General features: G+C 66.8%; 22 protein-coding genes. 16 read left to right on the top strand and 6 right to left on the bottom strand.

Annotation, left to right across the window (positions count from 1 at the left end):
* Window positions 1-120 precede the first annotated feature (120 nt).
* Both AC3WON_RS17700 and AC3WON_RS17695 read left to right on the top strand, forming a co-directional pair.
* Window positions 121-1,098 (top strand): LysR substrate-binding domain-containing protein, encoded by a 978-nt coding sequence (locus AC3WON_RS17700; RefSeq protein ID WP_492352381.1) that lies wholly within the window; start codon window positions 121-123, stop codon window positions 1,096-1,098.
* Between the two features lie 107 nt (window positions 1,099-1,205).
* Window positions 1,206-2,189, top strand: a complete 984-nt coding sequence (locus AC3WON_RS17695) for a Bug family tripartite tricarboxylate transporter substrate binding protein (protein ID WP_492352380.1) — start codon at window positions 1,206-1,208, stop codon at window positions 2,187-2,189.
* Window positions 2,190-2,569: 380 nt separating this feature from the next.
* Here the strand turns inward: AC3WON_RS17695 and AC3WON_RS17690 are convergent, their stop codons facing one another.
* Window positions 2,570-3,133, bottom strand: a complete 564-nt coding sequence (locus AC3WON_RS17690; RefSeq protein WP_492352379.1) for a winged helix DNA-binding protein — start codon at window positions 3,131-3,133, stop codon at window positions 2,570-2,572.
* Window positions 3,134-3,239: 106 nt separating this feature from the next.
* Between AC3WON_RS17690 and AC3WON_RS17685 the strand changes: the two genes are divergently transcribed.
* The 14 genes from AC3WON_RS17685 to AC3WON_RS17620 all read left to right on the top strand — a co-directional run bounded on the left by AC3WON_RS17685 (window position 3,240) and on the right by AC3WON_RS17620 (window position 19,731).
* Window positions 3,240-4,358, top strand: a complete 1,119-nt coding sequence (locus tag AC3WON_RS17685; protein WP_492352378.1) for an LLM class flavin-dependent oxidoreductase — start codon at window positions 3,240-3,242, stop codon at window positions 4,356-4,358.
* On the top strand, window positions 4,345-4,872 hold the full coding sequence (locus AC3WON_RS17680; protein ID WP_492352377.1) for a flavin reductase family protein: 528 nt from the start codon (window positions 4,345-4,347) through the stop codon (window positions 4,870-4,872). Before AC3WON_RS17685 ends, AC3WON_RS17680 begins: the two co-directional genes overlap by 14 nt.
* Before the next feature lie 26 nt (window positions 4,873-4,898).
* Window positions 4,899-5,678, top strand: coding sequence for a cyclase family protein (locus tag AC3WON_RS17675; RefSeq protein WP_492317251.1), 780 nt, complete (start codon window positions 4,899-4,901; stop codon window positions 5,676-5,678).
* 44 nt (window positions 5,679-5,722) lie between these two features.
* Complete coding sequence (locus AC3WON_RS17670) at window positions 5,723-6,775, top strand: porin (protein ID WP_492352376.1); 1,053 nt, start codon at window positions 5,723-5,725, stop codon at window positions 6,773-6,775.
* A gap of 190 nt (window positions 6,776-6,965) precedes the next feature.
* Window positions 6,966-8,300 (top strand): MFS transporter, encoded by a 1,335-nt coding sequence (locus AC3WON_RS17665; RefSeq protein WP_492352394.1) that lies wholly within the window; start codon window positions 6,966-6,968, stop codon window positions 8,298-8,300.
* A gap of 137 nt (window positions 8,301-8,437) precedes the next feature.
* A complete protein-coding gene (locus AC3WON_RS17660; protein WP_492352375.1) occupies window positions 8,438-10,633 on the top strand; it encodes a thiamine pyrophosphate-dependent enzyme in 2,196 nt (731 codons plus the stop codon).
* Between the two features lie 79 nt (window positions 10,634-10,712).
* Entirely contained in the window at window positions 10,713-12,173 is a 1,461-nt protein-coding gene (locus tag AC3WON_RS17655) for an indolepyruvate oxidoreductase subunit beta family protein (RefSeq protein WP_492352393.1), read from the top strand.
* A gap of 36 nt (window positions 12,174-12,209) precedes the next feature.
* Window positions 12,210-12,665, top strand: a complete 456-nt coding sequence (locus AC3WON_RS17650) for an acyl-CoA thioesterase (RefSeq protein ID WP_492352374.1) — start codon at window positions 12,210-12,212, stop codon at window positions 12,663-12,665.
* Window positions 12,666-12,727: 62 nt separating this feature from the next.
* Entirely contained in the window at window positions 12,728-15,055 is a 2,328-nt protein-coding gene (locus AC3WON_RS17645) for a bifunctional salicylyl-CoA 5-hydroxylase/oxidoreductase (RefSeq protein WP_492352373.1), read from the top strand.
* A 34-nt stretch (window positions 15,056-15,089) separates the two neighbouring features.
* Complete coding sequence (locus tag AC3WON_RS17640; RefSeq protein ID WP_492317245.1) at window positions 15,090-16,214, top strand: cupin domain-containing protein; 1,125 nt, start codon at window positions 15,090-15,092, stop codon at window positions 16,212-16,214.
* A gap of 70 nt (window positions 16,215-16,284) precedes the next feature.
* Window positions 16,285-17,196: a fumarylacetoacetate hydrolase family protein gene (locus AC3WON_RS17635; protein WP_492317244.1), complete on the top strand. Its 912-nt coding sequence runs from the start codon at window positions 16,285-16,287 to the stop codon at window positions 17,194-17,196.
* Window positions 17,197-17,248: 52 nt separating this feature from the next.
* Window positions 17,249-18,283: a carbon-nitrogen hydrolase family protein gene (locus AC3WON_RS17630; RefSeq protein ID WP_492317243.1), complete on the top strand. Its 1,035-nt coding sequence runs from the start codon at window positions 17,249-17,251 to the stop codon at window positions 18,281-18,283.
* Window positions 18,284-19,054: a maleate cis-trans isomerase family protein gene (locus tag AC3WON_RS17625; RefSeq protein WP_492352372.1), complete on the top strand. Its 771-nt coding sequence runs from the start codon at window positions 18,284-18,286 to the stop codon at window positions 19,052-19,054.
* Window positions 19,055-19,113: 59 nt separating this feature from the next.
* Window positions 19,114-19,731 carry a flavin reductase family protein gene (locus AC3WON_RS17620; protein ID WP_492352371.1) on the top strand — a complete coding sequence of 206 codons (618 nt, stop codon included), beginning with the start codon at window positions 19,114-19,116 and terminating at the stop codon, window positions 19,729-19,731.
* 15 nt (window positions 19,732-19,746) lie between these two features.
* Here AC3WON_RS17620 and AC3WON_RS17615 read toward each other — a convergent pair whose 3' ends face one another.
* The 5 genes from AC3WON_RS17615 to AC3WON_RS17595 all read right to left on the bottom strand — a co-directional run bounded on the left by AC3WON_RS17615 (window position 19,747) and on the right by AC3WON_RS17595 (window position 25,926).
* Complete coding sequence (locus AC3WON_RS17615) at window positions 19,747-20,205, bottom strand: MarR family winged helix-turn-helix transcriptional regulator (RefSeq protein ID WP_284494955.1); 459 nt, start codon at window positions 20,203-20,205, stop codon at window positions 19,747-19,749.
* A 62-nt stretch (window positions 20,206-20,267) separates the two neighbouring features.
* Complete coding sequence (locus tag AC3WON_RS17610) at window positions 20,268-20,819, bottom strand: DUF3526 domain-containing protein (RefSeq protein ID WP_492352392.1); 552 nt, start codon at window positions 20,817-20,819, stop codon at window positions 20,268-20,270.
* A gap of 842 nt (window positions 20,820-21,661) precedes the next feature.
* Window positions 21,662-23,062: an ABC transporter permease gene (locus tag AC3WON_RS17605; protein ID WP_492352370.1), complete on the bottom strand. Its 1,401-nt coding sequence runs from the start codon at window positions 23,060-23,062 to the stop codon at window positions 21,662-21,664.
* 14 nt (window positions 23,063-23,076) lie between these two features.
* Window positions 23,077-23,793 (bottom strand): ABC transporter ATP-binding protein, encoded by a 717-nt coding sequence (locus AC3WON_RS17600; RefSeq protein WP_492317239.1) that lies wholly within the window; start codon window positions 23,791-23,793, stop codon window positions 23,077-23,079.
* A 21-nt stretch (window positions 23,794-23,814) separates the two neighbouring features.
* Complete coding sequence (locus tag AC3WON_RS17595) at window positions 23,815-25,926, bottom strand: TonB-dependent receptor (RefSeq protein ID WP_492317238.1); 2,112 nt, start codon at window positions 25,924-25,926, stop codon at window positions 23,815-23,817.
* Window positions 25,927-25,962: the final 36 nt, after the last annotated feature.

Raw genomic sequence — 25,962 nt, 5'->3', positions numbered from 1 at the left:
TATCCGGTTTTGCGCAATGTCCTGACGGCAATCTACCGGACCGGGCCGCACCTGGGAAATACCGATTGCCGAGGGGATCATAAGTAAAATGAATACTTTGGAATTCTCCCGGAGCCTGCCATGGACCTGCGCGCCATGCGCTATTTCATCGCCATCGTCGACCAGGGCAGCCTGACGCGGGCAGCCGAAGTGGTGTGCGTGGCGCAGCCCGCACTCAGCCAGCAGCTGGCGGCACTGGAAAAAGAGCTGGGCGTGCCGCTGGTCCACCGCGGCGCCAAAGGTGTCAAACCCACGGAAGCCGGCCGCACGCTCTATCGCCACGCCCGCAATATCCTGCGGCAGGTGGACATCGCAGGCGCCGAGGCCCGGGTGGCCGGCACGGATGTTACCGGCATGGTTGCCATCGGCCTGCCCACCACGGCGGCAGCGGCATTCGGCATGCCGCTGATCCGCGCGGTGCGCGCCCGCTATCCGCAAATCCGGCTGCAGCTGTTCGAGAGCATGAGCGGTTATATCTCGGAGCTGCTGGACCACAACCGGCTGGACTTCGCCATCCTGTTCCGCGATGTGCCGTCGCGCGCGGTGGAACTGGAGCGGCTGGCAAGCGAATCGCTATACCTGGTCGGGACGCTTCCCGTGACGCGCGGGCGCGCAAAGGCGCAAGCGAAGCCTCGGGCGCTGGCCGGTGCGGAAGGCGCCACGGTCGCGATCAAGGCACTGGGCGAGCTGCCACTCGTGCTGCCAAGCGGCTCGCAGGGCCTGCGTGAAGTGGTCGAGCTTGCCTTCGCGCAGGCCGGCGTGTCGCTGAACGTGGTGGCCGACCTGGATTCGCTGCCCTTCCTGCTGGCGACCGCGCGCGAGGGCCTGGCCTGCACCATCCTGCCCGCGTCGTCGCTGTCCGACGCGGACAGCGAAGTGCCGCGGCACCTGATCGTGCCGGAACTGCGCCGCACGCTGTCGCTGTGCTGGCCACGCGCGCTGCCGCGGACCAGCGCGGCCGAGGCCGTGGCGGAGGTGCTGCGTGAGCTGGTGGCCGAGCGCATTGCGGCGGGCGGGTCGCTCAAGCCGCTCATTCCGCCGCCTGCGGCCGATCAATAAAACTTATGCCCGTAGTCGGCGATTGAATTTCACGCCGGCGCGGCAGTCGGCTAGAGTTGCCACCAGCCTGGGCCGGCATTCACGGCCCCGCAATTCCAGGAGACACCATGCAACGCACCCGCCGCGCCCTGGCAGCCGCCGCTGCCCTGGCCGCCTGCCTGCCGCTGTTCAGCGCCAGGGCCCTCGCCGCCGCCCCCTATCCGACCAGGCCCATCCAGATGATCGTGCCGCAGGCGCCGGGCGGCACCAATGACATCGTCGCGCGCCTGGTCGCCGCGACCCTGTCGCAACGGCTCGGCCAGCAAGTGGTGGTGGAAAACCGCCCGGGCGCCGGCGGCAATATCGGCACCCAGGCAGCGGCCCGCGCCACGCCGGACGGCTACACGCTGCTGATGACCATCAGCAGCACGCAGGCCATCAACCCGTCGCTGTACCGCAGCATCCCGTTCGACCCGGTCAAGGATTTCGAGCCGATCGCCCCGGTGGCAAGCGTGCCGAACGTGCTGGTGGCCAATCCCGCCTTCCCCGCCAAGTCGCTGCCCGAATTGATCGCGATGGCCAAGGCCAGGCCGGACTACTACCGCTATGCCTCCGCCGGCAATGGCACGCTGAACCACCTGCTGGGCGAGATGCTCAACAGCATGGCCGGCATCAAGCTCGAGCACGTGCCCTACAAGGGCGTCGCGCCGGCGCTGAACGATGTGCTGGGCAACCAGGTGCCGCTGGCCTTCGCCAGCCTGCCGTCGGTGCTGGCCCATATCAAGGCGGGCAAGGTGCGCGCGCTCGGCGTCAGCTCCGCCAAGCGCTCGCCGTTCGCGCCGGACATTCCCGCGATCAACGAAACCGTGCCCGGGTATAGCGGCGACCTCTGGGTCGGCCTGTTCGCGGTCAAGAATACGCCGAAGGACGTGACCCAAAAGCTCGGCCAGGCCATGCAGGAAATCCTGGCGGACAAGACCCTGCGCGACAAGCTGGCGGCACAGGGCGCCGAAGTGATGACGGGCACGCCGCAGCAGTTCAGCAAGATGCTGGCGTCCGACATGGACAAGTGGGCCCGCATCGTGAAGGCATCGGGCGCGCAGGTGGACTAAGCGCAAAACGGACACCCAGGCGGCACGCCAGCGGGCATGCCGCCACTCCCGCATCCCCAACCCTATCGGGCAACGAGCGCCGCCAGCTCCAGCACCCACCGGTCGCGAAATTATCGCGACAAGACCCCTTCCAGCAGCTTTCCTCAAGAGGTAGTTCCTGCCTTCGGCTAATCGTCGGGCCAGACAGCCCCACGACGGCGAACCATCAGGGCCATCCCTCTTGGTGTTTCCCCTAACTCAAAATGCCTTGGCGAAGCCTGCGGGAGTGCGCTACATTTGCATCAAATAAATCTTTTATTTGATTATTTATTTGATGCGCGCGATACGTCACGCGCCACCAGGAGACAGCGCCCCCCGATGAGTTTCCAAAACAACTCCTTCTAGCGACGGCGGTGATAGGTCGCGATTTCACGCGTAGCGATCTCGTAGACCTTCTCCAGTTGTTCCAGCTGTCCGGCCGCCCTCAGCGCGCCGGGCTTAGGGCCGAATTCGCCTTGCGCGGTCTCGAGCAGTGTCTCGCGCCGCAAGCGGGCAAATTCGTCGCACACCCTTATGCCTTCGTCAGTGGCGAAGTAGTAAATGCCCGTGCGTGCGCTGCCGTATTTGTCGACCAGTTCGGCCTTGAGCAGCTTGCGCAACTCATATTGCATGTTGGGCACGTCCTGGCGATTGGTCATGTGCAGCAGGTCCTTGATGGTCTTGGGCCGCTCGTGCATCCGGATGATGTGCAGCAGGGTATTTTCCTGCCCGCTCAGCGTAATCCCGGTCACGGCCGCCAGGCATTCGGACTGCCACCGCAGGAACGACTGATAAACCCGCATGACGGCGTATTCGAGGTCGGTGATCTCGACGCTGAAATCATCCGTCGCCAGGTGCCAGCGATGTTGTTCGGCAGTACGGTCGATTTTCGCGGATGGCGTGGAGTTACTCGAGGTCTTGGGCATTGTCAGCTCGACGCACGTTGCGTGCGTGGGTTTTTCAGGGCAGTACGGGCGCCGCATTATCCGCGTGCGGCGCCTGCTAGGGATTCTACTTGGCCGGGAGATACGCATGAGAAAAATTCTGAACACGAAGGACTTTGTACTGGGCACGTTTGCGACCAATTGCTCGGGTGGCATGTCGGTGACCAAGATCGGCGAGCGCTGGGACAACTCGTGGGAAAACAACGCGAAGCTGGCCCGGATGCTGGACGATGCCGGCATCGACTTCATGCTGCCGATCGCGCGCTGGATCGGCTACGGCGGCGAGACCGACTTCCACGGCTCGGTGCTGGAAACGATCACGTGGGCGGCCGGGTTGCTGGCGCAGACCAAGAACCTGACCGTATTCGCCACCATCCACACCGCGGCCAACCACCCGGCGGTGGTGGCCAAGCAGATCGCGACACTGGACCAGATCGGCCAGGGCCGCGCGGGCCTGAACATCGTGGCGGGCTGGAACCGCCCCGAGTACGAAGCCCTGGGCCTGCCGCTGGCCGCCGGCCACGACAAGCGCTACAGCTATGCGCAGGAGTGGTTCGACGTCATCAAGCAGATCTGGGAGCGCGACGACGCCTTCAACTATGACGGCGAGAACTTCCACCTGAAGGGCATCTACGGCCTGCCCAAGCCGTGGCACGGCGAGCGCCCGCCGATCCTGAACGCCGCCGGCTCCGGCGAAGGCCGCGACTTCGCCATCCAGAACGCCAACTTCCTGTTCACGCCGGCGATCGACCTGGCGCGTTCCAAAGTGGAAGTGGCCGAGCTGAAAGCCAAGGCCCGTGCGGCGGACAAGCCGGTGCAAGTGCTGACCTTCTCGCACGTGGTGTGCCGCCCGACCGAGCAGGAAGCGCGCGACTACCTGCGCCACTTTGCGCAGGACAACGCCGACTGGGCTGCGGTGGACAACCTGGTGGCGCTGCAGTTCGCCAACGCGCAGTCGTTCCCGCACGACCTGCTGGCGCTGATCCGCGACCGCATGGCGGCGGGCCACGGCGGCTTCCCGCTGGTGGGCACGCCCGAGCAAGTGGCCGATGGCATCTGCGCGCTGGCCGAAGCCGGCTTCAAGGGCACCACGCTGTCGTTCGTCGACTACGTGAAGGAGTTCCCGTACTTCCGCGACACGGTGCTGCCGATCCTGGAGGCACGCGGCCTGCGCCAGCCCGGAGGGTCGAAAAATGGCGGCCAGTAAGCACGACCGGCTGGCGGCGCTGCAGCAACAGTTCAAGCAGGCAATGCGCGGCTTCGCCGGCGCGGTGACCGTGGTGACGGTGGCCGAAGGCGAAGAGCGCAGCGGCTTCACCGCAACCTCGGTGTCGTCGTTCTCGGCCGAGCCGCCGATGGTGGTGGCGTCGATGAAGGCGAGGAGTTCTTCGGCCGGGCTGCTGCAGAGCACGCGGCGCTTCGGCGTGAACCTGCTGCGCGTGGAGCAGCAGGCGATCGCGCAGCGCTTCACCGGCTTTGGCGGCGAGGCCGGCGCCGCGCGCTACGGCAGCGACGCCTGGACCCAGCTGACCCCAGACGGCGCCCCCGTGCTGGCCGATGCCGTGGTGGCAATGGATTGCGAGGCCGAGGAACTGCTGGAGCGCCACGGGCACATCCTGATCATCGGGCGCGTGCGGGCGGTCCATGTGGCCGAACAGGCCCCGGCGCCACTGCTCTACTGGCAGGGACGGTACACGCGGCTGGCGCACGCTTCGGCCTGATACGGCGTACACAACAAGGAAACCCCATGAGCAACACCGTGCAACAGCTTGCCGCGGACCTTTCCGGCGGCAAGGCAAGGATCATCGACCTGACGCAGACCCTGTCGCCGGACTTCCCCGCGCTGGTGCTACCCCCCGAGTTCGGGCAGGTGTGGGCGTTCAAGATGGAACGCATCAGCCAATATGACGACAAGGGACCGGGCTGGTACTGGAACAACTTCTCCTGCGGCGAGCATACCGGCACGCATTTCGACGCGCCGGTGCACTGGATCTCGGGCAAGGACCACGCCAACAACACCGTGGACACCATCGACCCGGCCAACTTCATCGCCCCCGCGGTAGTGGTCGATGCCAGCGCCGAAGTGGCGGAGAACCCCGACTGGGTGCTGACGGTGGCGCACCTGCAGCGCTGGGAAGCCGACCACAGCCGCATTCCCGCCGGCGCCTGGGTGCTGCTGCGCACCGACTGGAGCAAGAAGACGGATCCGGCGGAGTTCCTGGGGCTGCGCGACGACGGCGCTCACACGCCTGGGCCAACGCAAGAAGCCGTCGAGTGGCTGATCCATGAACGCAATGTCCACGGCTTCGGCGTTGAAACCATCAACACCGATGCCGGCCAGTCCTACGCCTGGCCGCTGCCCTACCCGTGCCACACGCTGATGCACGGCGCGAACAAGTACGGCCTGCAATGCCTGAAGAACCTGGACCAGCTTCCGCCCACCGGCACGCTGATCGTGGCGGCACCGCTGAAGATCCAGAACGGGTCGGGCAGTCCGTTGCGGGTACTGGCGATCGCGGCCACCTGACAGAGCCGCAGACGTCCACAAGAAATGAGAAAGGAAGGGAGACAATGAAGCACCAACGCAGGATCCTGGCCGCCGTGGCGGCCGCCGGCAGCCTCGCCATCGGCGCCGCACAGGCCCAGAGCGCCGTGCAGCTTTATGGCACGATCGACGCCTTTGCCGGCTCCGTGCGCGCCAGTGGCGATGCGCGCAGCACCGCGGTGGTCGACAGTTCCGGCCTGACCACCTCGTACTGGGGCATTGGCGGGCAGGAAGCGCTGGGCAATGGCCTGAACGCCGAGTTCACGCTGGAGAGCTTTTTCCGTACGGACAATGGCAAGGTCGGCCGCTTCGACGGCGATGTCATGTTCGGGCGCAATGCCTTTGTCGGTCTGAATGGCGGCTTCGGTGCGATCAAGCTGGGCCGCAATACCACGCCGTGGTTCGTGTCCATGCTGTTGTTCAATCCGCTGGCGGACTCGGCGGTGTTCTCGCCGATGTTCCTGCACACCTACACCACGCCGCCGGGTTCGCCGGTGGGCAACTCGGTCGCAGGCGACACCGCCTGGGACAATTCGGTGCTGTACCAGAGTCCGGGCTTCGGCGGGCTGCGCTTCAATGCGATCTACGCCACCGGGGAGAGCACCGGCCACCAGGGCAAGCAGAACTACGGCGGCAATGCCACCTATTTCAATGGCAACTTTGGCGCCACGCTGGCGGTGCAGCGCGTGGGGGTCAATGCACCGGAGTTCGCTGCCAGCGGCGCCAGCTACCAGATGGCCTACCTGGCGGGCGTGTCCTACGACTTCAAGGTGGTCAAGCTGTTCGGCCAGTACGCGCAGTCGGACAACAGCTTCAGCACGCTGAGCCGGCAACGCAACCGCACCATGCAGGTGGGCGCCAGCGCCCCGCTGGGACCGGGCTCGCTGATGGCAACGTGGGTGCGTACCTGGCAGGGCGGCAACGAGACGCTGGGCTCGGCCCGCCGCGATACCACCACGCTGGCCTACGACTACCCGTTCTCCAAGCGCACCGACCTTTACGCCGCCTGGCGCTATGACAAGGTGACCGACCTGAATCCGGGCAACACCTTCGGGCTGGGCCTGCGCCACAAGTTCTAGTGGCAGCCTCGGCGCCTCCAGTCGAGGCGCCGACCAGATTTCCTTCGTCGCTCCAAAAAAATATTTCCACAATCATATGTTTATGCCTAAACTATGTGGAACGACAACAAACGCGTGGCGACGATCGCGCGAAACAGGTTCCCTGGCGGCCTCTCCGGTTCCCTATCCGCCACCCATCAGGAGACAGACAATGACCCCAGCTGGCACCATTCAGCCCTGGCACCCCGCTTCTCGCGCGACCTATACCGTACTTTTCGTATGCTTCCTTGCGATTCTCTTTGAAGGCTATGACGTCGGCGTCATGGGAGCGGTATTGCCCGCACTCGCCGACGACCGCAACTGGAACCTGACGCCGCTGGAACTCGGTGCCCTCAGCAGCTATGCCCTGGTCGGCATGTTCTTTGGCGCCTTCCTGATCGGCACGCTGAGCGAGATGATCGGGCGCCGCCGCATGCTGCTGCTCTGTGTTTCCCTGTTCTCGCTGACCATGCTGGGCGCGTCCTATGCGCCGACGCCGGCCATCTTCGGCGTCTTGCGCTTCATCGGCGGGCTCGGCCTTGGTGGCGTCATTCCCGTAGCCGCCGCCTTGACCATCGAGTACTCGCCGCCGCACCGCCGCAGCTTCAACTATGGGCTGATGTACTCGGGGTATTCCGTGGGCATCCTTTGCGCCGCACTCATTGCGATGTGGCTGTTGCCCCGCCTTGGCTGGCGTGGCGTGATTGGCCTGGGTGCCGTGCCGATGGTGTTGATACCCCTGATGGCGTGGATGCTGCCCGAATCGCTGGAGTACCTGGTGGGGCAAGGGCGAATCGATGAAGCGCAGGCATTGGCCGATCGCACCGGTCATGGCCGGCTGCCGTCACAAGTCCGGCCCGCCAGCAGCGCCGCCCGCGCCACCTGGCGCGACGTGATGTCGAGCATGTTCGCCCGCAAGCAGCTGCGCGCGACGGCGTGCTTCTGGATCGCACTGTTCTTCGGCTTGCTGCTGGTTTATGGCCTCAATACGTGGCTGCCGACCATCATGCGCAAGAATGGCTACGACCTCGGCTCCAGCCTTTCCTTCCTGGTTATCTTCAGCCTCGCTTCCGCGGTGGGCGGCCTGTTCCTGGGCAGCGCGGCCGACAAGATGGGTGCGCGTGGCACCGTCGCGGTCTTCTACCTGATCGGCGCTCTCGCCATCGGCGCGCTGATGTTCCGCAACTCCGTTGTCGTCAACTACCTGCTGGTCGCGCTGGCTGGCGTTGGCAGCGTCTCGGCATCCCTGATCCTTACAGGCTATCTGGCCGGCTACTACCCGGCACACGCACGGGCCGCGGCAACAGGATGGGCCCTGAGCTTCGCGCGAATCGGCGCCATGAGCGGCCCGCTCGTCGGCGGTTACGTGGCCGGCTCAGGCCTGAGTTTCGGCTGGAACTTCATCACGTTCTCCATTGCGGGCCTTGTCGCTGCACTGGCTGTGGCGCTGCTGCCATCGACACGGCAACCAGTCGTGGCCCGCGCCGCCCAGCAAAGCAACGCATAAAGCGCCTGAAAAGGGAATTCGGCTTCCACGGAAGCCGTCCACGTGACCTCGAGTTCCGCGCATATATATGATTATGAAAATATTTATGTTCAAACTATATTCATCTCGCCACAACGTGGGCGTCAGGAAGAGAAGCCATGGCTGAGCGTTCGTTTGCCGAAGAAGTCAAGAAGTTGCGCCTGGGTTCCGGCGAGGTATTCAGCGGCGAGGGCATCCTCGCGGTCACCAAGGCGCTGCTGGAGTCCGGCGTCGCCTACGTCGCCGGCTACCAGGGCTCGCCGATCTCGCACCTGATGGACGTGCTGGCCGATGCGCAGGACATCCTTGCCGAGCATGGCATCCGCTTCGAGAACAGCGCGAGTGAAGCCACCGCGGCCGCGTCGCTGGCCGCCTCGGTCAACTACCCGCTGCGCGGCGCGGTCACGTTCAAGGCCACCGTGGGCACCAACGTGGCATCGGACGCGCTGGCCAACCTGGCATCGGGCGGGGTCACCGGCGGCGCGCTGATCATCGTCGGCGAAGACTACGGCGAAGGTTCCTCGATCATGCAGGAGCGCAGCCACGCGTTCGCGATGAAGTCGCAGATGTGGCTGCTCGATCCGCGCCCCAACCTGCCGTGCATCGTGCAGGCGGTGAAGGACGGCTTCGACCTGTCCGAAGCTTCCAATACACCGGTGATGCTCCAGCTGCGCGTGCGCTCGTGCCACGTACACGGCCAGTTCGTCGCCTCCGACAACCGCCGCAGCCGCTTCTCGATCCAGGACGCGCTGGACCACCCCACGCGCGACCTCAGCCGCATCGTGCTGCCCCCGGCGAGCTTCGTGCACGAGCACGAGAAGATCAAGCAGCGCTGGCCCGCCGCCGTGAAGTTCATCGAGGAACGCCAGCTCAATGAGTTCTTCCAGGGCGAGATGGATGACATCGGCATCGCCGTGCAGGGCGGCAGCTACAACACGCTGGTCCGCGCACTGGAGCAGCTCGGCCTGGCCGATGTGTTCGGCGAGTCGAAGATCCCGCTGTACGTGATGAACGTGGCCTACCCGCTGATCGATTCGGAGTGGGAACGCTTCTGCGCGGGCAAGCGCGCCGTGCTGGTGCTGGAAGAAGGCCAGCCCAACTTTATCGAGCAGAACGCCGCCAACATCCTGCGCATGGCCGGCACCACCGCGACGCTGCATGGCAAGGACCTGCTGCCGCTGGCCGGCGAGTACAACACCGCGACCGTGCTCAAGGGCTTGCGCGCCTTCCTGGAGCAGTACGGCAAGCTTGAACCGCTGCCTGAGCCGAAGCCGGCCCGCAAGGTGATCCCGCTGGTTCAGGCGCCGGCCGCCACCGTCGACGCCGTGGCTGCCGAGGTGCTGGAACCGCAGAAGCTGGTCGACGAGAGCGTGCATGCGCGCCCGCCCGGTTTCTGCACCGGCTGCCCGGAGCGCCCGATCTTCACCGCGATGAAGCTGGTCGAGCGCGAGATCGGCGAGCACCACGTCAGCGCCGACATCGGCTGCCACCTGTTCTCGATCCTGCCGCCGTTCAACCTGGGCAACACCACCATGGGCTACGGCCTGGGCGGCGCCAGCGCTGCGGCGCTGAACGCGCCCGGCGGCAAGCGCGCCATCTCCGTGATGGGCGATGGCGGCTTCTGGCACAACGGCCTGACCAGCGGCATCGCCAACGCGGTCTTCAACAAGAGCGATAACCTGACCATCGTGGTCGACAACAGCTACACGTCGGCCACCGGCGGGCAGGACATCCTGTCCTCGACCGCGCTGAACGACACCCGTAGCACCGGCCACGCCATCGAGGACGCGGTCAAGGGCGTGGGCGTCAAGTGGGTACGCACCATCCGCCGCACCTATGACCTGAAGGCGATGAAGGCCACCCTCAAGGAAGCGCTGACCACCGGTGCCAAGGGTCCGAAGGTGCTGATCGCGCAGAGCGAATGCATGCTGAACAAGCAGCGCCGCGAGAAGCCGAAGACGCGCAAGGCGATCGCAGACGGCCAGCGCGTGGTACGCGAGCGCTTTGGCGTGGATTCAGACACCTGCACCGGCGATCACTCGTGCATCCGGCTGTCCGGCTGCCCTTCGCTGACGATCAAGCCCAACCCGGACCCGCTGCGCACCGATCCGGTCGCCTCCGTGCTGGACAGCTGCGTGGGCTGCGGCCTGTGCGGCGAGGTGTCGCACGCTGCGGTCCTTTGCCCGTCGTTCTACCGCGCGCAGATCGTCACCAACCCGACCCGCATCGACAAGCTGCGCCAGCGCCTGCGCGACGCCGTGATCGGCTTCCTGCAGCGCCGCGATGCCGCGCGCCGCACCCGCCTTGCATTCTGAACACCAAGTTTCGAGAGGTTCAATCGTGAACGCACCCAACAACCTCAGCGCCAAGCCGATCAAGGTCGCCATCCTCGCCATGGGCGGCGAAGGCGGCGGCGTGCTGGCCGACTGGATCGTGGATCTGGGCGAGCACAACGGCTATATCGCGCAAACCACGTCGGTGCCCGGCGTGGCACAGCGAACCGGCGCCACCATCTATTACGTCGAGCTGTTCCCGCGCGACCTGGCCGAGCAGGCCGGCCGTCAGCCGGTGCTGGCGCTGATGCCCACCCCTGGCGATGTCGATGTGGTACTCGCCTCCGAGCTGATGGAAGCCGGCCGCGCCGTGCAGCGCGGACTGGTGACGCCGGAGCGCACCACGCTGGTGTCTTCCACCCACCGCGTGTACTCCATTGCCGAGAAATCCGCGATGGGCGATGGCCGCGTCGACAGCAACGAGCTGATCGCCCACGCCGGCAAGGCCGCCAAACGCTTTGTGCGCTTCGACATGGCGCAGGCCGCCGAAGCCAGCGGCAGCGTCATCAGCGCCGTGCTGTTCGGCGCGCTGGCCGGCACCGGCGTGCTGCCGTTCAGCCGCGCGCAGTTCGAAGCCACCATCGAGCGCGGCGGCGTGGGCGTGAAGCCCAGCCTGCGCGCCTTCGGCGCGGCGTTCGCCACGGCCGAGGCCGCCGAGACGCCCGCCGCGGAAGCCGCAAAGCCGCTGGGCGAACTCAAGCCGCAGGATCCCAGGGTTGCGCAGTTGCTGCATCGCGCCCGCGCCGAACAGCCGGCCGAAAACTGGCCCGTCGTGGTCGAAGGCGTGCGCCGCATGATCGACTACCAGGACGTGGCCTATGCCGGCCTGTATCTGGATCGGCTGGCCGCCGTGCGCCAGGCCGTCGGCAAGGACGACAGCGCCCTGCTGCGCGAAACCGCGCGCCACCTGGCGCTGTGGATGTCGTACGAGGACACCATTCGCGTGGCCGACCTCAAGACCCGCGACTCGCGCTTCGCGCGGGTGCGGGGCGAGGTGCGCGCCGGCGACAAGCAATTGCTGGCGATCAACGAGTTCATGCACCCGCGCCTGGAAGAAATCTGCGAGACCTTGCCGGCCGGAATCGGCCGCTGGCTGATGCAGCCGCATTTCGTGCACCGACTGGTGCGCCGCTTCACCACCTCCGGCCGCGTGGTCACCACCAGTTCGTTGCGCGGCTACCTGATGCTGTGGGCGGTGTCGCGCCTGCGCGGCATCCGCCGCAGCACGCTGCGCTATGCGCTGGAAACCGAGCGCATCGAGGGCTGGCTGGCCCAGGTACTGGCCGCCGCGCGCCTCAATCCGGCGCTGGCGCTGGAAGTGGTGCAGTGCCAGCGGCTGGTGAAAGGCTACAGCGACACCCATGTGCGCGGCCTGACCAACTACCAGACCCTGATGAACGCCGTGATGCGGGCCGGCGCCCGCCTGGCCCCGGCCACGCTGCGCGAGTTGCGCGAGGCCGCGCTGGCCGACGAGCACGGCAAGAAGCTGAAGGAAGCCCTCGCCCGCCACGCGCTGGCGTGACCCACACGGGCCAACCCCTAGCAGGAACCGCAGACCATGAGCACTACGCATACCTTCCGGCGCCAGCACAAGATCCATTTCTCGGAATGCGATCCGGCGGGCATCGTCTTCTACCCGCAGTACTTCGTGCTGTTCAACGACCTCATCGAACGCTGGGTCGACTGCCTGTTGCCGGCTGGCTATCACGGCGTGATCGACGCACGCCGGCTGGGCATGCCGACCGTGCACCTGGAGGTGGACTTCAAGGCGATCAGCCGCTTTGGCGACCAGGTCTGGCTCGAGCTGGAAGTGGTGCGGGTCGGCGGCAAGTCGATCACGCTGAACTGGCGCTGCACGGGCGCAGACGGCGAGCTGCGCATGTCGGCCACGCAGACCATCGTGATGACTTCGCTGGACACGCATCTGGCGCTCCCGGTGCCCGATGACCTGCGGGGCGCCATCGAACACGGTCCTGCCCCCGCAGACCAGCCTTATCCCGAAATCACCGTCTGAATGCCGACGGACCCGCAGCGCGGGTTCCAAGGGCTCCGGTAGTAACCTGATTGGAAGCAGCCATGAACATTGTATGTATCGGCGGTGGCCCCGCCGGCCTGTATTTCGGCCTGTTGATGAAACTCCAGGATCCCGCCAACAAGGTCGTGGTGGTCGAGCGCAACCGTCCCTATGACACCTTCGGCTGGGGCGTGGTGTTCTCCGACGCCACCATGGACAACCTGCGCGAGGCCGACCCGGTCTCGGCCGAGACCATCGGCGATGCGTTCAACCGCTGGGACGATGTCGAAGTCCACTTCAAGGGCCGCGCGGTGCGCAGCGGCGGCCACGGCTTTATCGGCATCGGCCGCAAGAAGCTGCTGAACATCCTGCAGGCGCGCTGCGAGGAAGTCGGTGTGGAACTGGTGTTCGAGAACTACGTCGAGGACGACCAGGCCATCGCGCGCAAGTACAACGCCGACCTGGTGCTGGCTTCCGACGGCCTCAACAGCGTGGTGCGCAAGCGCTATGCCGACACCTTCCGCCCCGACATCGACACGCGCAACTGCCGCTTTGTCTGGCTGGGCACGAAGAAGGTGTTCGACGCCTTCAACTTCATCTTCGTGCCGACCGAGCATGGCTGGTTCCAGGCGCATGCCTACCGTTTCGAAGACGGCACCTCGACCTTCATCGTCGAGACCCCGGAAGAAACCTGGAAGGCCGCCGGCATCGACCAGATGAGCCAGGAAGAAGGCATCGCCTACTGCGAGAAGCTGTTCGCCCCGTACCTGGACGGCAACCCGCTGATCAGCAACGCCGGCCACCTGCGCGGCTCGGCGATCTGGATCCAGTTCCCGCGCGTGATCTGCGAGAAGTGGGTGCACTGGAACACCCTGGCCGGCGACAGCGGCGTGGAGAAGAAGGTGCCCGTGGTGCTGATGGGCGATGCCGCCCACACCGCGCACTTCTCGATCGGCTCCGGCACCAAGCTGGCGCTGGAAGATGCCATCGAGCTGGCGCGCACCCTGCGCAACATCGACGGCTCGCTGGAAGATGCGCTGAAGCACTACGAAGCCGTGCGCTCGGTGGAAGTGCTCAAGATCCAGAACGCCGCGCGCAACTCCACCGAATGGTTCGAGAACGTCAAGCGCTATGAAGACCTGGAGCCCGAGCAGTTTGCCTATTCGCTGCTGACCCGCTCGCAGCGCATTTCGCACGAGAACCTGCGTGTGCGCGACAAGACCTGGCTGGAAGGCTACGAATCGTGGCTGGCCGAACGTGCCGGCACGGAGGCCGCCGCCGTACCGCCGCTGCTGACGCCGTACACCGTGCGCGGCGTGGAGTTGAAGAACCGCGTAGTGGTGTCGCCCACCGCCATGTATTCCTGCCAGGACGGCGTGCCGGGCAACTTCCACATGGTGCACCTTGGCAGCCGGGCACTGGGTGGCGCCGGCCTCGTGATGGTGGAAATGACGGCAGTGTCGCCGGACGGCCGCATCACGCCGGGCTGCCCGGGCCTGTGGAGCGACCAGCAGGCGGCGGCGTTTGCCGGCATCGTCGGTTTCGTGCACGAGCACACCAGCGCGCGCATCGGCGTGCAGATTGGCCACGCCGGCCGCCGCGGCTCGACCCAGCTCGGCTGGGAGCAGATGGATCACCCGTTGGCCGAGGGCAACTGGTCGCTGATCGCGGCCTCCGCCCTGCCGTACCTGCCGGGCGTTTCGCAGACACCGCGCGCCATGACCCGCGCAGACATGGACCGCGTACGCGATGACTTTGTCGCCGCCACCCGGCGCGCGGCGGCTGCCGGCTTCGACTGGCTGGAGCTGCAGGCGGGCCATGGCTACCTGCTGTCGGGCTTTATCTCGCCGGTGACCAACCAGCGCACCGACGAATATGGCGGCGCGCTGGAAAGCCGCATGGCCTTCCCGCTGGAAGTGCTGCGCGCGGTGCGTGCGGCATGGCCGCAGGACAAGCCGGTGTCGGTGCGTATTTCTGCCACTGACTGGGTCGAGGGCGGCAACAGCGCCGACGACGCGGTGGCCATGGCACGCCTGTTCAAGGAAGCCGGTGCGGACGTGATCGACTGCTCTTCGGGGGAGGTCAGCCCCGAGCAGAAGCCGGTGTACGGACGCATGTTCCAGACCCCCTTCGCCGATCGCGTGCGCAACGAGGCGGGCGTGCCGACGATCGCCGTCGGCGCCATTACCGAAGCCGACCAGGTCAACGGAATCATCGCGTCGGGCCGTGCCGATCTGTGCGCCATCTCTCGCCCGCATCTGGCCGACCCGTCCTGGTTGCTGCGCGAAACCGCGAAGCTTGGCTACCGCCGCGTCGAATGGCCGAAGCAGTACCTGCTGGCCAAGGACCAGCTTGAGCGCAACCTCGGGCGCGCGGCCGCGGGGGCCTGATGGCTTCCCTATGAACTCACCAGAGAGGAAGACGATGTCGAATACCTCGTATGACACCTACCGCGAAAACGTAGCCGGCCGCGCCGATGTGGAAGACACGCCCGAGCTGGTTTCTTACTACAAGGAGCTCGATGCGCTCAAGACCGGCGCGCTCTGGACCGTGGCCAACAAGATCGAGCCGTGGCAGCCGAAGTCCGAATCGGTGCCGGTGCTGTGGCGCTACCGCGACCTGCGTGACCACGTGCTGCGCTCGGTCGACCTGGTGACGCCGGAGAAAGCCGGCCGCCGCGTGATCTACCTGAACAACCCGGGCCGCCAGGACGTTTCGGCGGCGGTGGGCTGGCTCTACTCGGGCCTGCAGGTGATGCATCCCGGCGAGGCCGCCTCGGCACACGCGCACTCGTCGTCGGCGCTGCGCTTCATCATGGAAGGCAGCGGCGCCTACACCATCGTCGACGGCCACAAGATGACACTGAACGCCAACGACTTCGTGCTCACGCCCAACGGCACCTGGCACGAGCATGGCGTGGCGGCCGAAGGCACCACCTGTATCTGGCAGGACGGGCTGGACATCCCGCTGGTCAATGCGATGGAAGCGGGCTTCTACGCCGTGCACCCGGATCTGCAGCAGGCCGTGACGCACCCGGTCGACGACATGCCGGCGATCTGGGGTGGCAAGGGCCTGCGCCCGCATGAGGGCAACTGGAGCAAGCCGTATTCGCCGCTCTACAAGTACGAATGGGCCCCGACCTACGAGGCGCTGGTGCGCCACAGCAAGGTCACCGACGGCAGCCCGTTCGACGGCGTGCTGATGCACTACGTCAACCCGGTCACCGGCGGCCCGGTGATGCCGACCATCGGCGCCAGCATGCAGCTGCTGCGTCCGGGCGAAGCCACCAAGGCCCACCGCCACACGGGCAGCTTTGTCTACCAGGTAGCCAAGGGCAGTGGCTACTCGGTCATCAACGGCCAGCGCTTCGACTGGACCGAGCGCGACATCTTCTGCGTGCCGTCGTGGGCCTTCCATGAGCACGCAAACGCGTCGGCCAGCGATGACGCCGTGCTGTTCTGCTTCAACGACCTGCCGGTAATGCATTCGCTCGGGCTTCACCGCGAGCAAGCGCTGGCGGAGAACGGCGGGCATCAGGTGGTCCTTTGAACCTCAGCAGTACCTATTTTCCAAATTGTGCAGCCGCACCGATTGCGGCCTTTTCCGGAGTTATCAAACCATGCGTCTCGTAACCTATCGCGCTGAAGTCGCTGCCGCCGCCCGCCTGGGTGCCATCGTCGACGGCAATGTCGTTGACCTCGCCCGCTTCGGCGCCGCCGTCGGCGTGAGCATTCCCTCCACCATGCTCGAGTTCATCGACCTGGGCCCCGAGGCAGTCCGCTCGACCAGCGCGCTGCTGGACGAATACCGCGGCAAGCTGCCGTTCGGCGTGGCCGTGCCGGCCTCGAACGTCAAGCTGCTGGCGCCGATCCCGCGCCCACGCAAGAACATCTGGGGCATCGGCCTGAACTACGTCGAGCACGTCGCCGAATCCAGCCGCAGCCTGGACACCTCGAAGGAACTGCCGAAGGAGCCGGTGATCTTCTCCAAGCCGCCCACCACCGTGATTGGCCCGGGCGACGCGATCGAGCACAACAAGGAAATCACGCAGCAGATGGACTGGGAAGTTGAGCTGGCCGTCATCATCGGCACGCGCGGCAAGGGTGTGAAGGAGGCCGACGCGCTCAACTACGTGTTCGGCTACAGCGTGATGATCGACATCTCGGCGCGCGACTGCCGCCGCGCCGGCCAGTGGATCTACTCCAAGGGCCAGGACACCTATGCCCCGTTCGGCCCGGTCATCGTCACCGCCGACGAAATCGCCGACCCGCACACGCTGGACCTGTCGCTGACCGTCAACGGCGTGACCAAGCAGAGCTCCAACACCCGCCACATGCTGTTCAAGGTGCCGGCGCTGATCGCGGACATCAGCAAGGGCATGGCGCTGGAACCCGGCGACATCATCGCCACCGGCACGCCCGACGGCGTGGGCGCGGGCCGAACCCCGCAGGAGTGGCTGTGGCCGGGCGACACCGTGGTAGCCACGGTGGAAGGCATCGGCGAGCTGCGCCACCCGGTGGTAGCTGTCTAAATCCCGTCATCCCCGCGCAAGCGGGGATGACCGCTGCAAGCGAGGCACACATATGCTCAATCTGCCCAAATTCAAGGCTGCGGCCGTCCAGGCGGCTCCGGTCTTCCTCGATGCCGACGCCACGGTCGACAAGGTCTGCCGCCTGATCAAGGAAGCCGCCGATAACGGTGCGAAGCTGGTCGCCTTTCCGGAAGTGTTCGTGGCCGGCTACCCGTACTGGAGCTGGCTGACCAACCCGGTCGACGCCAGCCCCTGGTTCGAGCGGCTGGTCAAGGCTTCCATCGAGATCCCCGGCCCGGAGATCCGCAAGATCGCGCAGGCGGCGCAGGCCAACCACATCAACGTGATCGTCGGCGTGAACGAACGCAGCCGCACCGGCGTCGGCACCCTCTTCAATACGCTGGTGACCATCAGCGACGAAGGCCGCATCCTGGGCCGCCACCGCAAGCTGGTGCCGACCTGGGCCGAGAAGCTGACCTGGGCCAATGGCGACGCCTCGGCGCTGCGCGTGCACCAGACCAGCGTCGGCCCGCTCGGCTCGCTGGCCTGCGGCGAGAACACCAACACGCTGGCGCGCTTCTCGCTGCTGTCGCAGGGCGAGATGATGCACGTGGCCAGCTATATCGCGCTGCCGGTGGCCCCGGCCGACTACGACATGGCCGAGGCCATCAAGGTGCGCGCCGCCGCCCACTGCTTCGAGGGCAAGGTGTTCACCGCGGTGTCGTGCTCGACCGTGTCGGAGGAGATCATCGAGGCCATGAGCCCGCTGAACCCGAAGGCGCGCGAGCTGCTGTCGCGGCGCAACAGCGCCTTCTCCGGCTTCCTCGGGCCGGACGGCCGCGTCATCGGCGAGCCGCTGATCGACGCGGAAGGCATCGTCTACGCCGACATCGACCTGTCCCGCTGCATCCAGCCGCGCCAGATGCACGACATCACCGGCCACTACAACCGCTTCGACATCTTCGACCTGCGCGTCGACCGCCGCCCGCTGCAGCCCGCCCAGTTCCTGGACGGCGCCAGCCAGGCCTTCGACCTCGACGCCGAGGAAGCGGAACTCAACGCATTCGACCTTTTCGAGAGCAAGTAAATGTCTTTCCTGCTGACGCCCCAGAAGCCGCTGCGCATCGGGCAGATCGTGCCTTCCTCCAACACCACCATGGAGACGGAAATCCCCGCCATGTTGCGCGAGCGCGAGAAGGATTTCGCCGAGCGCTTCACCTTCCACTCCAGCCGCATGCGCATGAAGAAGGTGGTGAAGGAAGAGCTGGAGGCGATGGACCGCGACAGCGACCGCTGCGCCATCGAGCTGTCCGACGCACGCGTGGACGTGCTGGGCTACGCCTGCCTGGTGGCCATCATGAGCATGGGCAAGGGCTATCACCGCGTCTCCGAGGCGCGCCTGACGCAGCGCACCGTCGACAACGGCAACCCTGCGCCGGTGGTGACCAGCGCCGGCGCGCTGGTGGACGGCCTGCACGCCATGGGCGCGAAGCGCGTCTCGGTGGTATGCCCGTACATGAAGCCGCTGACGAAGATGGTGGTCGAGTACATCGAGAGCGAAGGCATCGAGGTCAAGGACTACACCGCGCTGGAGATCCCCGACAACCTGCAGGTCGCCGCGCAGGATCCGGCCGACCTGCTGGAGATCTACAAGCGCATCGACACCACCGGCGTCGACGCCATCGTGCTGTCGGCCTGCGTGCAGATGCAGTCGCTGCCGTCGATCCAGAAGGTACAGGACGAATCGGGCATCCCGACGGTGTCGGCGGCGGTGGCCACCACCTGGCAGATGCTGCGCAAGCTGAACCTGCGCGCCGAGGTCGCCGGCTGCGGTGAACTGCTGAGCGGCAAATACTGAGCGCCATCCCACGCTTTGGTCGCCCCTGCCCGTGCAGGGACGACGTTTCGCACACGCACATGGACGACATTCATTTCTACGAGCCCACGCGCGGCCATGGGCTCAGGCACGATCCGCTGGCAGCCATTGTCGGCCCGCGCCCGATCGGCTGGATTTCGACGGTGGACCAGGCCGGGCGCGCCAACCTGGCGCCCTACGCATTCTTCAACGTCTTCAACTACACGCCGCCGGTGGTGGCATTCTCCAGCATCGGCTACAAGGACACCGTGCGCAACGTCGAGAACACCGGCGACTTTGTCTGGAACCTGGTGACGCGCCCGCTGGCCGAGCGCATGAACGCCACCAGCGCGGGCGTGGCGCCGGAAGTCGATGAGTTTGGCCTGGCTGGCCTGACGCCGGTACCGTCGCGGCTGGTGTCGGCGCCGCGCGTGCAGGAGAGCCCGGTATCGTTCGAGTGCCGCGCTACCAAAGTCATGCAACTGAACCGGGCCGACGGCGCCATGCTCGATACCTGGATGGTGCTGGGCGAGGTGGTCGGCGTGCATATCGACCGGGCCTTCCTGCCGGACGGGGTCTATGACACCGCCGCCGCACGCCCGATCCTGCGCGGCGGCGGTCCGGCCGACTACTATGAGGTCAGCAAATCGATGCTGTTCCAGATGTGCCGGCCGGCCTGAGGCGCGGCCCTGCCCTCAGTTGGCAGGGCGGTGCAGGTGGATCAGCAGCTTCAGCGTGGCGCGCAGCTCGTCGGCCTTCTTCTTGCCGAGCGGCGCCAGCACATGGTCCTCGTGGGCCCGGGCCTGTGCGATCAGGGTGGAGGTCAGCTTCTGCCCGCGCGGCGTGATGCGCACCAGCGTGATGCGCCGGTCGGTCTCGTGCGGGATGCGCTTGACGTAACCCTGCGCCTCCATGCGGTCGAGCAGGCGCGTCACCGTGGGCTGCTTGGTCACCGAGATCTGCGCCAGTTCCCCGATGCTGATTGGCTTGCCGCCGGACAGCGTGGACAGGACGCGCCAGTCTGAGATGGTGAAACCATTGGCTTGCACGATCACGTGGAATTCCCCCGAGATCAGCTGGCTGGCCTGGGCCAGCAGGGCCGGGGTGTAGTTGTCGACGAAATCGTCGTCGGCGGTGTCGATGGGCTGGTTCATGCGGTCCGATGGGCGGGAAGCGGCCTCGTCGGCCGCGCGACGGGCAGAACATACCACGGCGGTCAAGGGCGCGCCAACCGCGCCCGGAACACAAAGAGCAAGCCCAGCATCGCCGCTGCCAGTCCGAGTTGCTGCAGTCCGCCAATCCCCACCGCCCCGCGCTCTCGTTCAACCCACTCGAACCGCGGCGCGTTCCGATATTCATCCGTCGACACACCGCGATAGCTCATGATGCGCGGGACGAAGTACGCGCGCCACTGCACTTCGAAGCGGTCCACCCGTGCCATGAAGCTGGCGTACCGCGGCGCGTCGCTGCCCGCCAGCCGGTCGGCGGCAAGCAGCAGCGACAGCGGCGGCGAGAGCCAGGCCCATCGCTCCGCCTGCGTGAAGCGCACCGCACGCGCGTGGTCGAACGCGGACGCGACCGGCCGGATCCGCGCTGCCTGGTCGAGGTAGCGCGGCATGAAGCTGACCGGCCATGCGTGCTGCCGTGCCGTGGCCGGGGCCCACTGTGGATTGGCCTGATACCACTCTTCCACCAGCTCCGACATCCTGGCTTCCGCGCTCTGCTGCGCCGCGCGGATCTGGACGATTGCCGCCAGCCGTGACGGCATCGGCATCGTGCGATCCGCCAGCGCCGCGACCATCGCAGGCGTGCCGAAGGTGGCGATGGCCCACAGGCCAAGCCCGGCCAGCACCGCCGTGGCGCCGGAACCGGGCAGCAGGTTGAGCGCAGCGCTGGCCGCACTCCAGAACGCGATGAACGCCGTCACGCAAAACAGCCATGCGAGATACGCCGACAGCGTTGCCGCGGGGTCCAGCAGGAATGCCAGCGCGGAAGCGAGCACGGCAATCAGCCAGACCGCGCCCGCCCGAACCGCGATGGCGGCGAACAGCACACGCCCGCCGGCCGCACCCTGCGCCATCGACATCCGCCACGTGCCGTGTTCGCGCTCGCCCTGGACCATGCCTGCGCACAGGCACACCAGCAAGAGCGGCGCCAGCAGCGCGATCGCCGTCGCCAGGTCGAAGGTGCCGTAGCGCTGCAACAGCGGGTTGGCCAGCCGCTCCTCGTTGCGCGCGTCGGTGTGGCGGCTCTCGACAGTGACGCGAATCGACGGCGGCAGCAGGTCCAGCACGCTGCTCGCCAGCGCCAACCCGCCACCTGGCCGCAGCTGCGCCACCGGGGCATCCGACCTGGCGAACCGGAATGCCGCCATCGCGGCCTGCTCCGGAGATGCCGGCGATGCCTTGGCCTGGGCAAGGCGCAATGCCGCCTGCCCGTTTGCTTCCAGCTGCTGCAGCTTTTCATGCCATGCGCGCGCACTGAGACCCGATGCCAGCGCGCACGCGCACAGGGCGGCAGCGAACAGCAGCAGCGCCCAACGGGCACTGCCCGCCGCGCAGAAGCGGCGGCATTGCGCGGCAAGCGCCTGCCTGGTCTGTCTTATGGGGCTCATGGCTGTATCCTGCGAAGAGAGAAGAACAGGCCGGCCACGGCCAGCCCGCACCACCAGAACATGATCGCGATCTCCGGCAACGCTGCCCGCAGCGCGAAGAGCGCCGGCGGCATGGTGTAGGCAAAGGGCCGGATTGCGCGCCAAAGCGCAGCGCCGGCGTACCTGGCATCGAACGAAGTCATGCCGCGCGTGTGGCCGGCATCCCATTCATCGATGACCGTGTTGACGCTGCGCCGATAGCGCTCCGCGGCGGCCTCGTAGTCGCGCTGGTGCGAGAGATCCGTTCCTGCCATCTTCATGGCGAAGTTGCGGACCGCCAGCGTGGGGCTCAGCAGCGCGGCGGCGCGCATCACGTTCTCCTGCGCCGCATAGCGCTGCCACAGCGCATCGAAATGCAGCGCATGGACCCGGTCGGCGTAGGCGTCGCGCTCCAGCCGCCGCAGCGGCGCCGCGCCCACGGGCAGGTCCTCGAGGCGCGTGACGCCATAGCGCGACAGCAGCGCCGCGTCATGGCGTTCGGTGCGGGCCGCCAGGCTGCCGTCGCCCGGCAATCCCTCCGTGTAGTCGCGCTGGATCGCCGCCCAGAACGCTTGCGCCGACGGCAGCGGCACGGCATGCCGCGCACCCGCCGCGCCAATGCCCGGGATCACGAAGACAAAGGCCAGCCACAGGCCCACCAGCACGAACAACGCGCTCCTGCCGTCGGCAACCCAGGCCGACACCGCCAGGCCCAGTCCCACCAGGATCGCGGTGTATAGCAGATAGGCGGCACCCAGGCCCGCGGCCCGCCACCAGACCGCACCATCCAGCGTGCCGCCGGCGCTGGCCGCGATGACCGGGGCCAGCGCCACGGCCAGCGCAAACACGGCAAAGCCCGCGCCCAGCGCCAGGAATTTGCCGGCCACGAGCCTGGCCGGCGCCACGCCGGCGCCGTGCATCATGCGCAGTGTGCCGCGCTGCCGCTCGCCGCTGACGGCATCGAAAGTGACGGCGATCACCAGCAGCGGCAACAGCACCGCGAACACGAAGCCGGCGCTCAGGTCGCCGAAGCGGGTGGATGGCAGCGCATCCTGCGCGGGCTCGAAGCGCGCCACATTGCGCCGGTGCGGCTCCAGCCACAGCGCCTGGCCGAAGTAGTCGCCCAGCCCCGGCTCGATCACCGTCAGCGCGGAGGCCGGCCGGAACACGTACAGGCCGAAGTGCGCGCCGCGATGCGGATGCTTGTCACCCTGGTCGTCCCACTGCTGCCGCGTCGCGGCGGCAACCTGCGCCACCTCGCTGGCGACGGCGGCATGCCGCTGCAGCGAGGCCAGGATGGCGACGGCCAATACCGCGGCGCCGATCGCAAGCAGTGCTGCGAAGCGCCCCTCCCTGGCCATCGCCCTGAATTCCTTCACAACCACGGTCCTGATCATGGCGCAACACCCTGCGCGCGCGCATGGGCCAGGTAGGTTGAGGCCAGTGCCTCGTGGCCGACGGTGGCCGCGTCGAACTCGGCCACCAGCACGCCGGCACGCAGGATGCCGATGCGGTCGGCGAGCTGCCTGGCGTTGAACAGGTCATGCGTGGCCATCAGCACCGCCATGCCCGCGTCCGCCGCTTGCCGGACACGGTTTGCCATGTCATCGGCCGCGGCCGGGTCCAGCCCCGAAGTCGGCTCGTCAAGCAGCAGCAATGACGCGGATTTGGCCTGGGCAATGGCCAGGCCCACCTTCTGGCGCATGCCTTTCGAGTATTTCGCTACGCGCCGGCCGTGCGCGTCGCGGGCCAGCCCCGCGCCGTCCAGCAGCGCCGTAGCCTCGGCGCGCGACAGGCCGATGCCGGCAATCGCACAGAAGTAATCCAGGTTTTCCGCGCCGGACAAGTAGGGATACAGCGCGACGTTCTCGGGCAGGTAGGCGACGCGCCGCCTGACCGCAGCCGGATCGGCAACGGGCGACAGTCCGTCGACCAGCACCGTGCCACCGGCCGGCGGGACAAACCCCAGCGTCACATCGATGGTGGTGGTCTTGCCCGCGCCGTTGCCGCCCAGCAAGGCGTAGACGCAGCCCTTCGGCACGGTAATATTCAGGCCGTCCACAACGCGACGCCCGTCGCGATGGACGACCAGGTCACGAATTTCAAGCATGTCGTGTCTCCGTCGAATACGTCAGAAGAAATAGCGTGCCGCCATGCCGGCTTGCCATTTCGGCTGCGGCGCTACCAGCAGCCCCGCTGCGGACCCATACGCGGCCTCGGTCGAGAACCGGTGCGGCTGCAGCACCGCGAACAGCGACAACTGGTATTGCTTCCAGTCGAGCACCGCGCGCAGGTCGAAGCGCGTGTAGGCCGGCATGAAACGCAGCTGGGTCTGCGGCGTTCCCATGTAGTAGGGAATACCGGTAGTCAGATAGGCATCGGCATTGACGGTCAGCTGCGCGCCCTGCAGCCGCTGGCGGTACTCGGCGCCCAGCTTGAGCTGGTGCCGGGGAACCGACAGCCTGGCCCCCGTGTTGGGCAGCGGGTTGTTCGCTTCGGCCTGGATGATCTGCCCGTAGCTGGCGTAGACCGACACCGGGCGGATGGGCCGCCAGCGGGCCTCCAGCTCATATCCCTTGCGCGTCGTGTCGCCGACCGACTTGAACGATCCGTCCGGCTGCCCCACGATCTCGTCCTCATTCAGCGTGTAGTAGGCTGCTGCGGTCACGGTCAGGTTGTTGGCCGGCGTCGCGGTAAAGCCCACGTCGTAGGATTTCACCTTCGACGGCGACACGTCATAGACCGTGCCGCCGGGCGCGCCCAGCGGGCCCGTGGCCCCGCTGCTGCTGATCTGCTCCGCGGCCGGCGAACGGAAGCCCTGCGCGACGTTGGCGAACAGGTCGAGCCGGGGCAGCACCGACCAGACCGCGCCGAGCTTGGGCGTGGTGACGCCCGAGAAGTAGTCGGTGCTCGCTGCCGGCAGCTTGCGGTTGACGATGTCGTAGTCGAACCAGTCGCGCCGCAGGCCCGCGGTCAGCTTGACCGCTTCGACCGGCTTGAACTGCCCCTGCACGAACAGCCCGTAGGTGAGCAGGTCGAGCTGCTGCGCGTTGATATAGTTCGCAGTGGGCACGCCACGCACCCAGATCCGGCGCTGCGCGTCGCCGCGGTCGCGGCGCACTTCCGCGCCGACCATGAGCGCGGCCCGGTCTCCGAACGTGAAATTGTTGGCCAGCCGGCCGCCGAAGATATTCCGGTCATCCGAACCCACGGTGTGCTGCACGCTGCTGGTGGCAATGCCGCGCTCGCGCTCGAAGGCTTCCCCGTACAACGTCGCATACCAGCCGTCCTCGCCATGCGCCGGGGCGCGATTCAGCGCGAACATCGAACGCTTGCCGCTGCCGAAGCCCGGCAGCCCGTATTGCGTGGAGCGCGGGTCCACCTTGCCGGATTGCAGGTCGCTCAGCAGCAGGTAGCCGGCGGCTGTCGATTCGGAGCGATAGTGGTTGAGCCGCAGGCTGTAGACGCCATCGCCGATCCTGGTCGACAGCTTCCAGAAGAAGTTGTCGCGGTCGGTGCTGCCGTCGTACCGGTAGCTATGGGTGCGGTAGATATCGGCCACGAACAGCGACCGGATCGACTCGGACCCGGGCCGCAAGGCATGGCTGCCTGACAGGACCAGTGTTGCGCGCTTGCCGTTGTACCGGTCGAAGCCGATGCCGATACTGGAGGGCACGTCGCCCGACTGCGTGCTGATCGGCACGGCACCCGCCCGGTTCTGGTCGCCATACAACGCGGACACCGGCCCCTTGACGACGTCGATCTGGCCGATCATGTCCGGGGTCAGCCATTCCAGGAATGCAGGCCCATGTCCGGCGCCGGCCTGGCTGGACGGCATGTTCTGCGGCACCCCGTCCACATAGACTGCGGTGTCGGCGCCGTGCGTGCCCTGGGTGGCGAAGCCGCGCATGCGGAAACCGTTGCCCGTGTCGCCCTGGTCGATGTTGTTGGCCACCACCCCAGGTACACGACGGAACATGTTGGAGATGTCCCGGCCGATATTGATGGTGCCCAACTCGTCGGCGGTGACGACCGAGACCGCGGCCGGCAGGCCGGTGCTGTCCGTGGTCACGAGCTTGCGCTTGCCTTGCAGGCTGGTGTCCTGCGTCGCCACCACGCTGACTTCCGGCAGCACCGTATGCTGGCCTTCGGCAAATGCGGCCTGGCTGAAGACGCCCGACGAGAGCGCGAGCAGTGTCCAGGCCAGGGGGCGCGCGGCACCCGTGTTTTCGTTCTTGTTCATGAGGCCTCGCGGCAGCCCGGCGGTATCCGCTATGGG

It is taken from the genome of Cupriavidus sp. FW305-46, from assembly GCF_058787075.1.
Note: the sequence above shows the minus strand (reverse complement) of the source record. Positions and strands in the feature narration are given on the sequence as shown.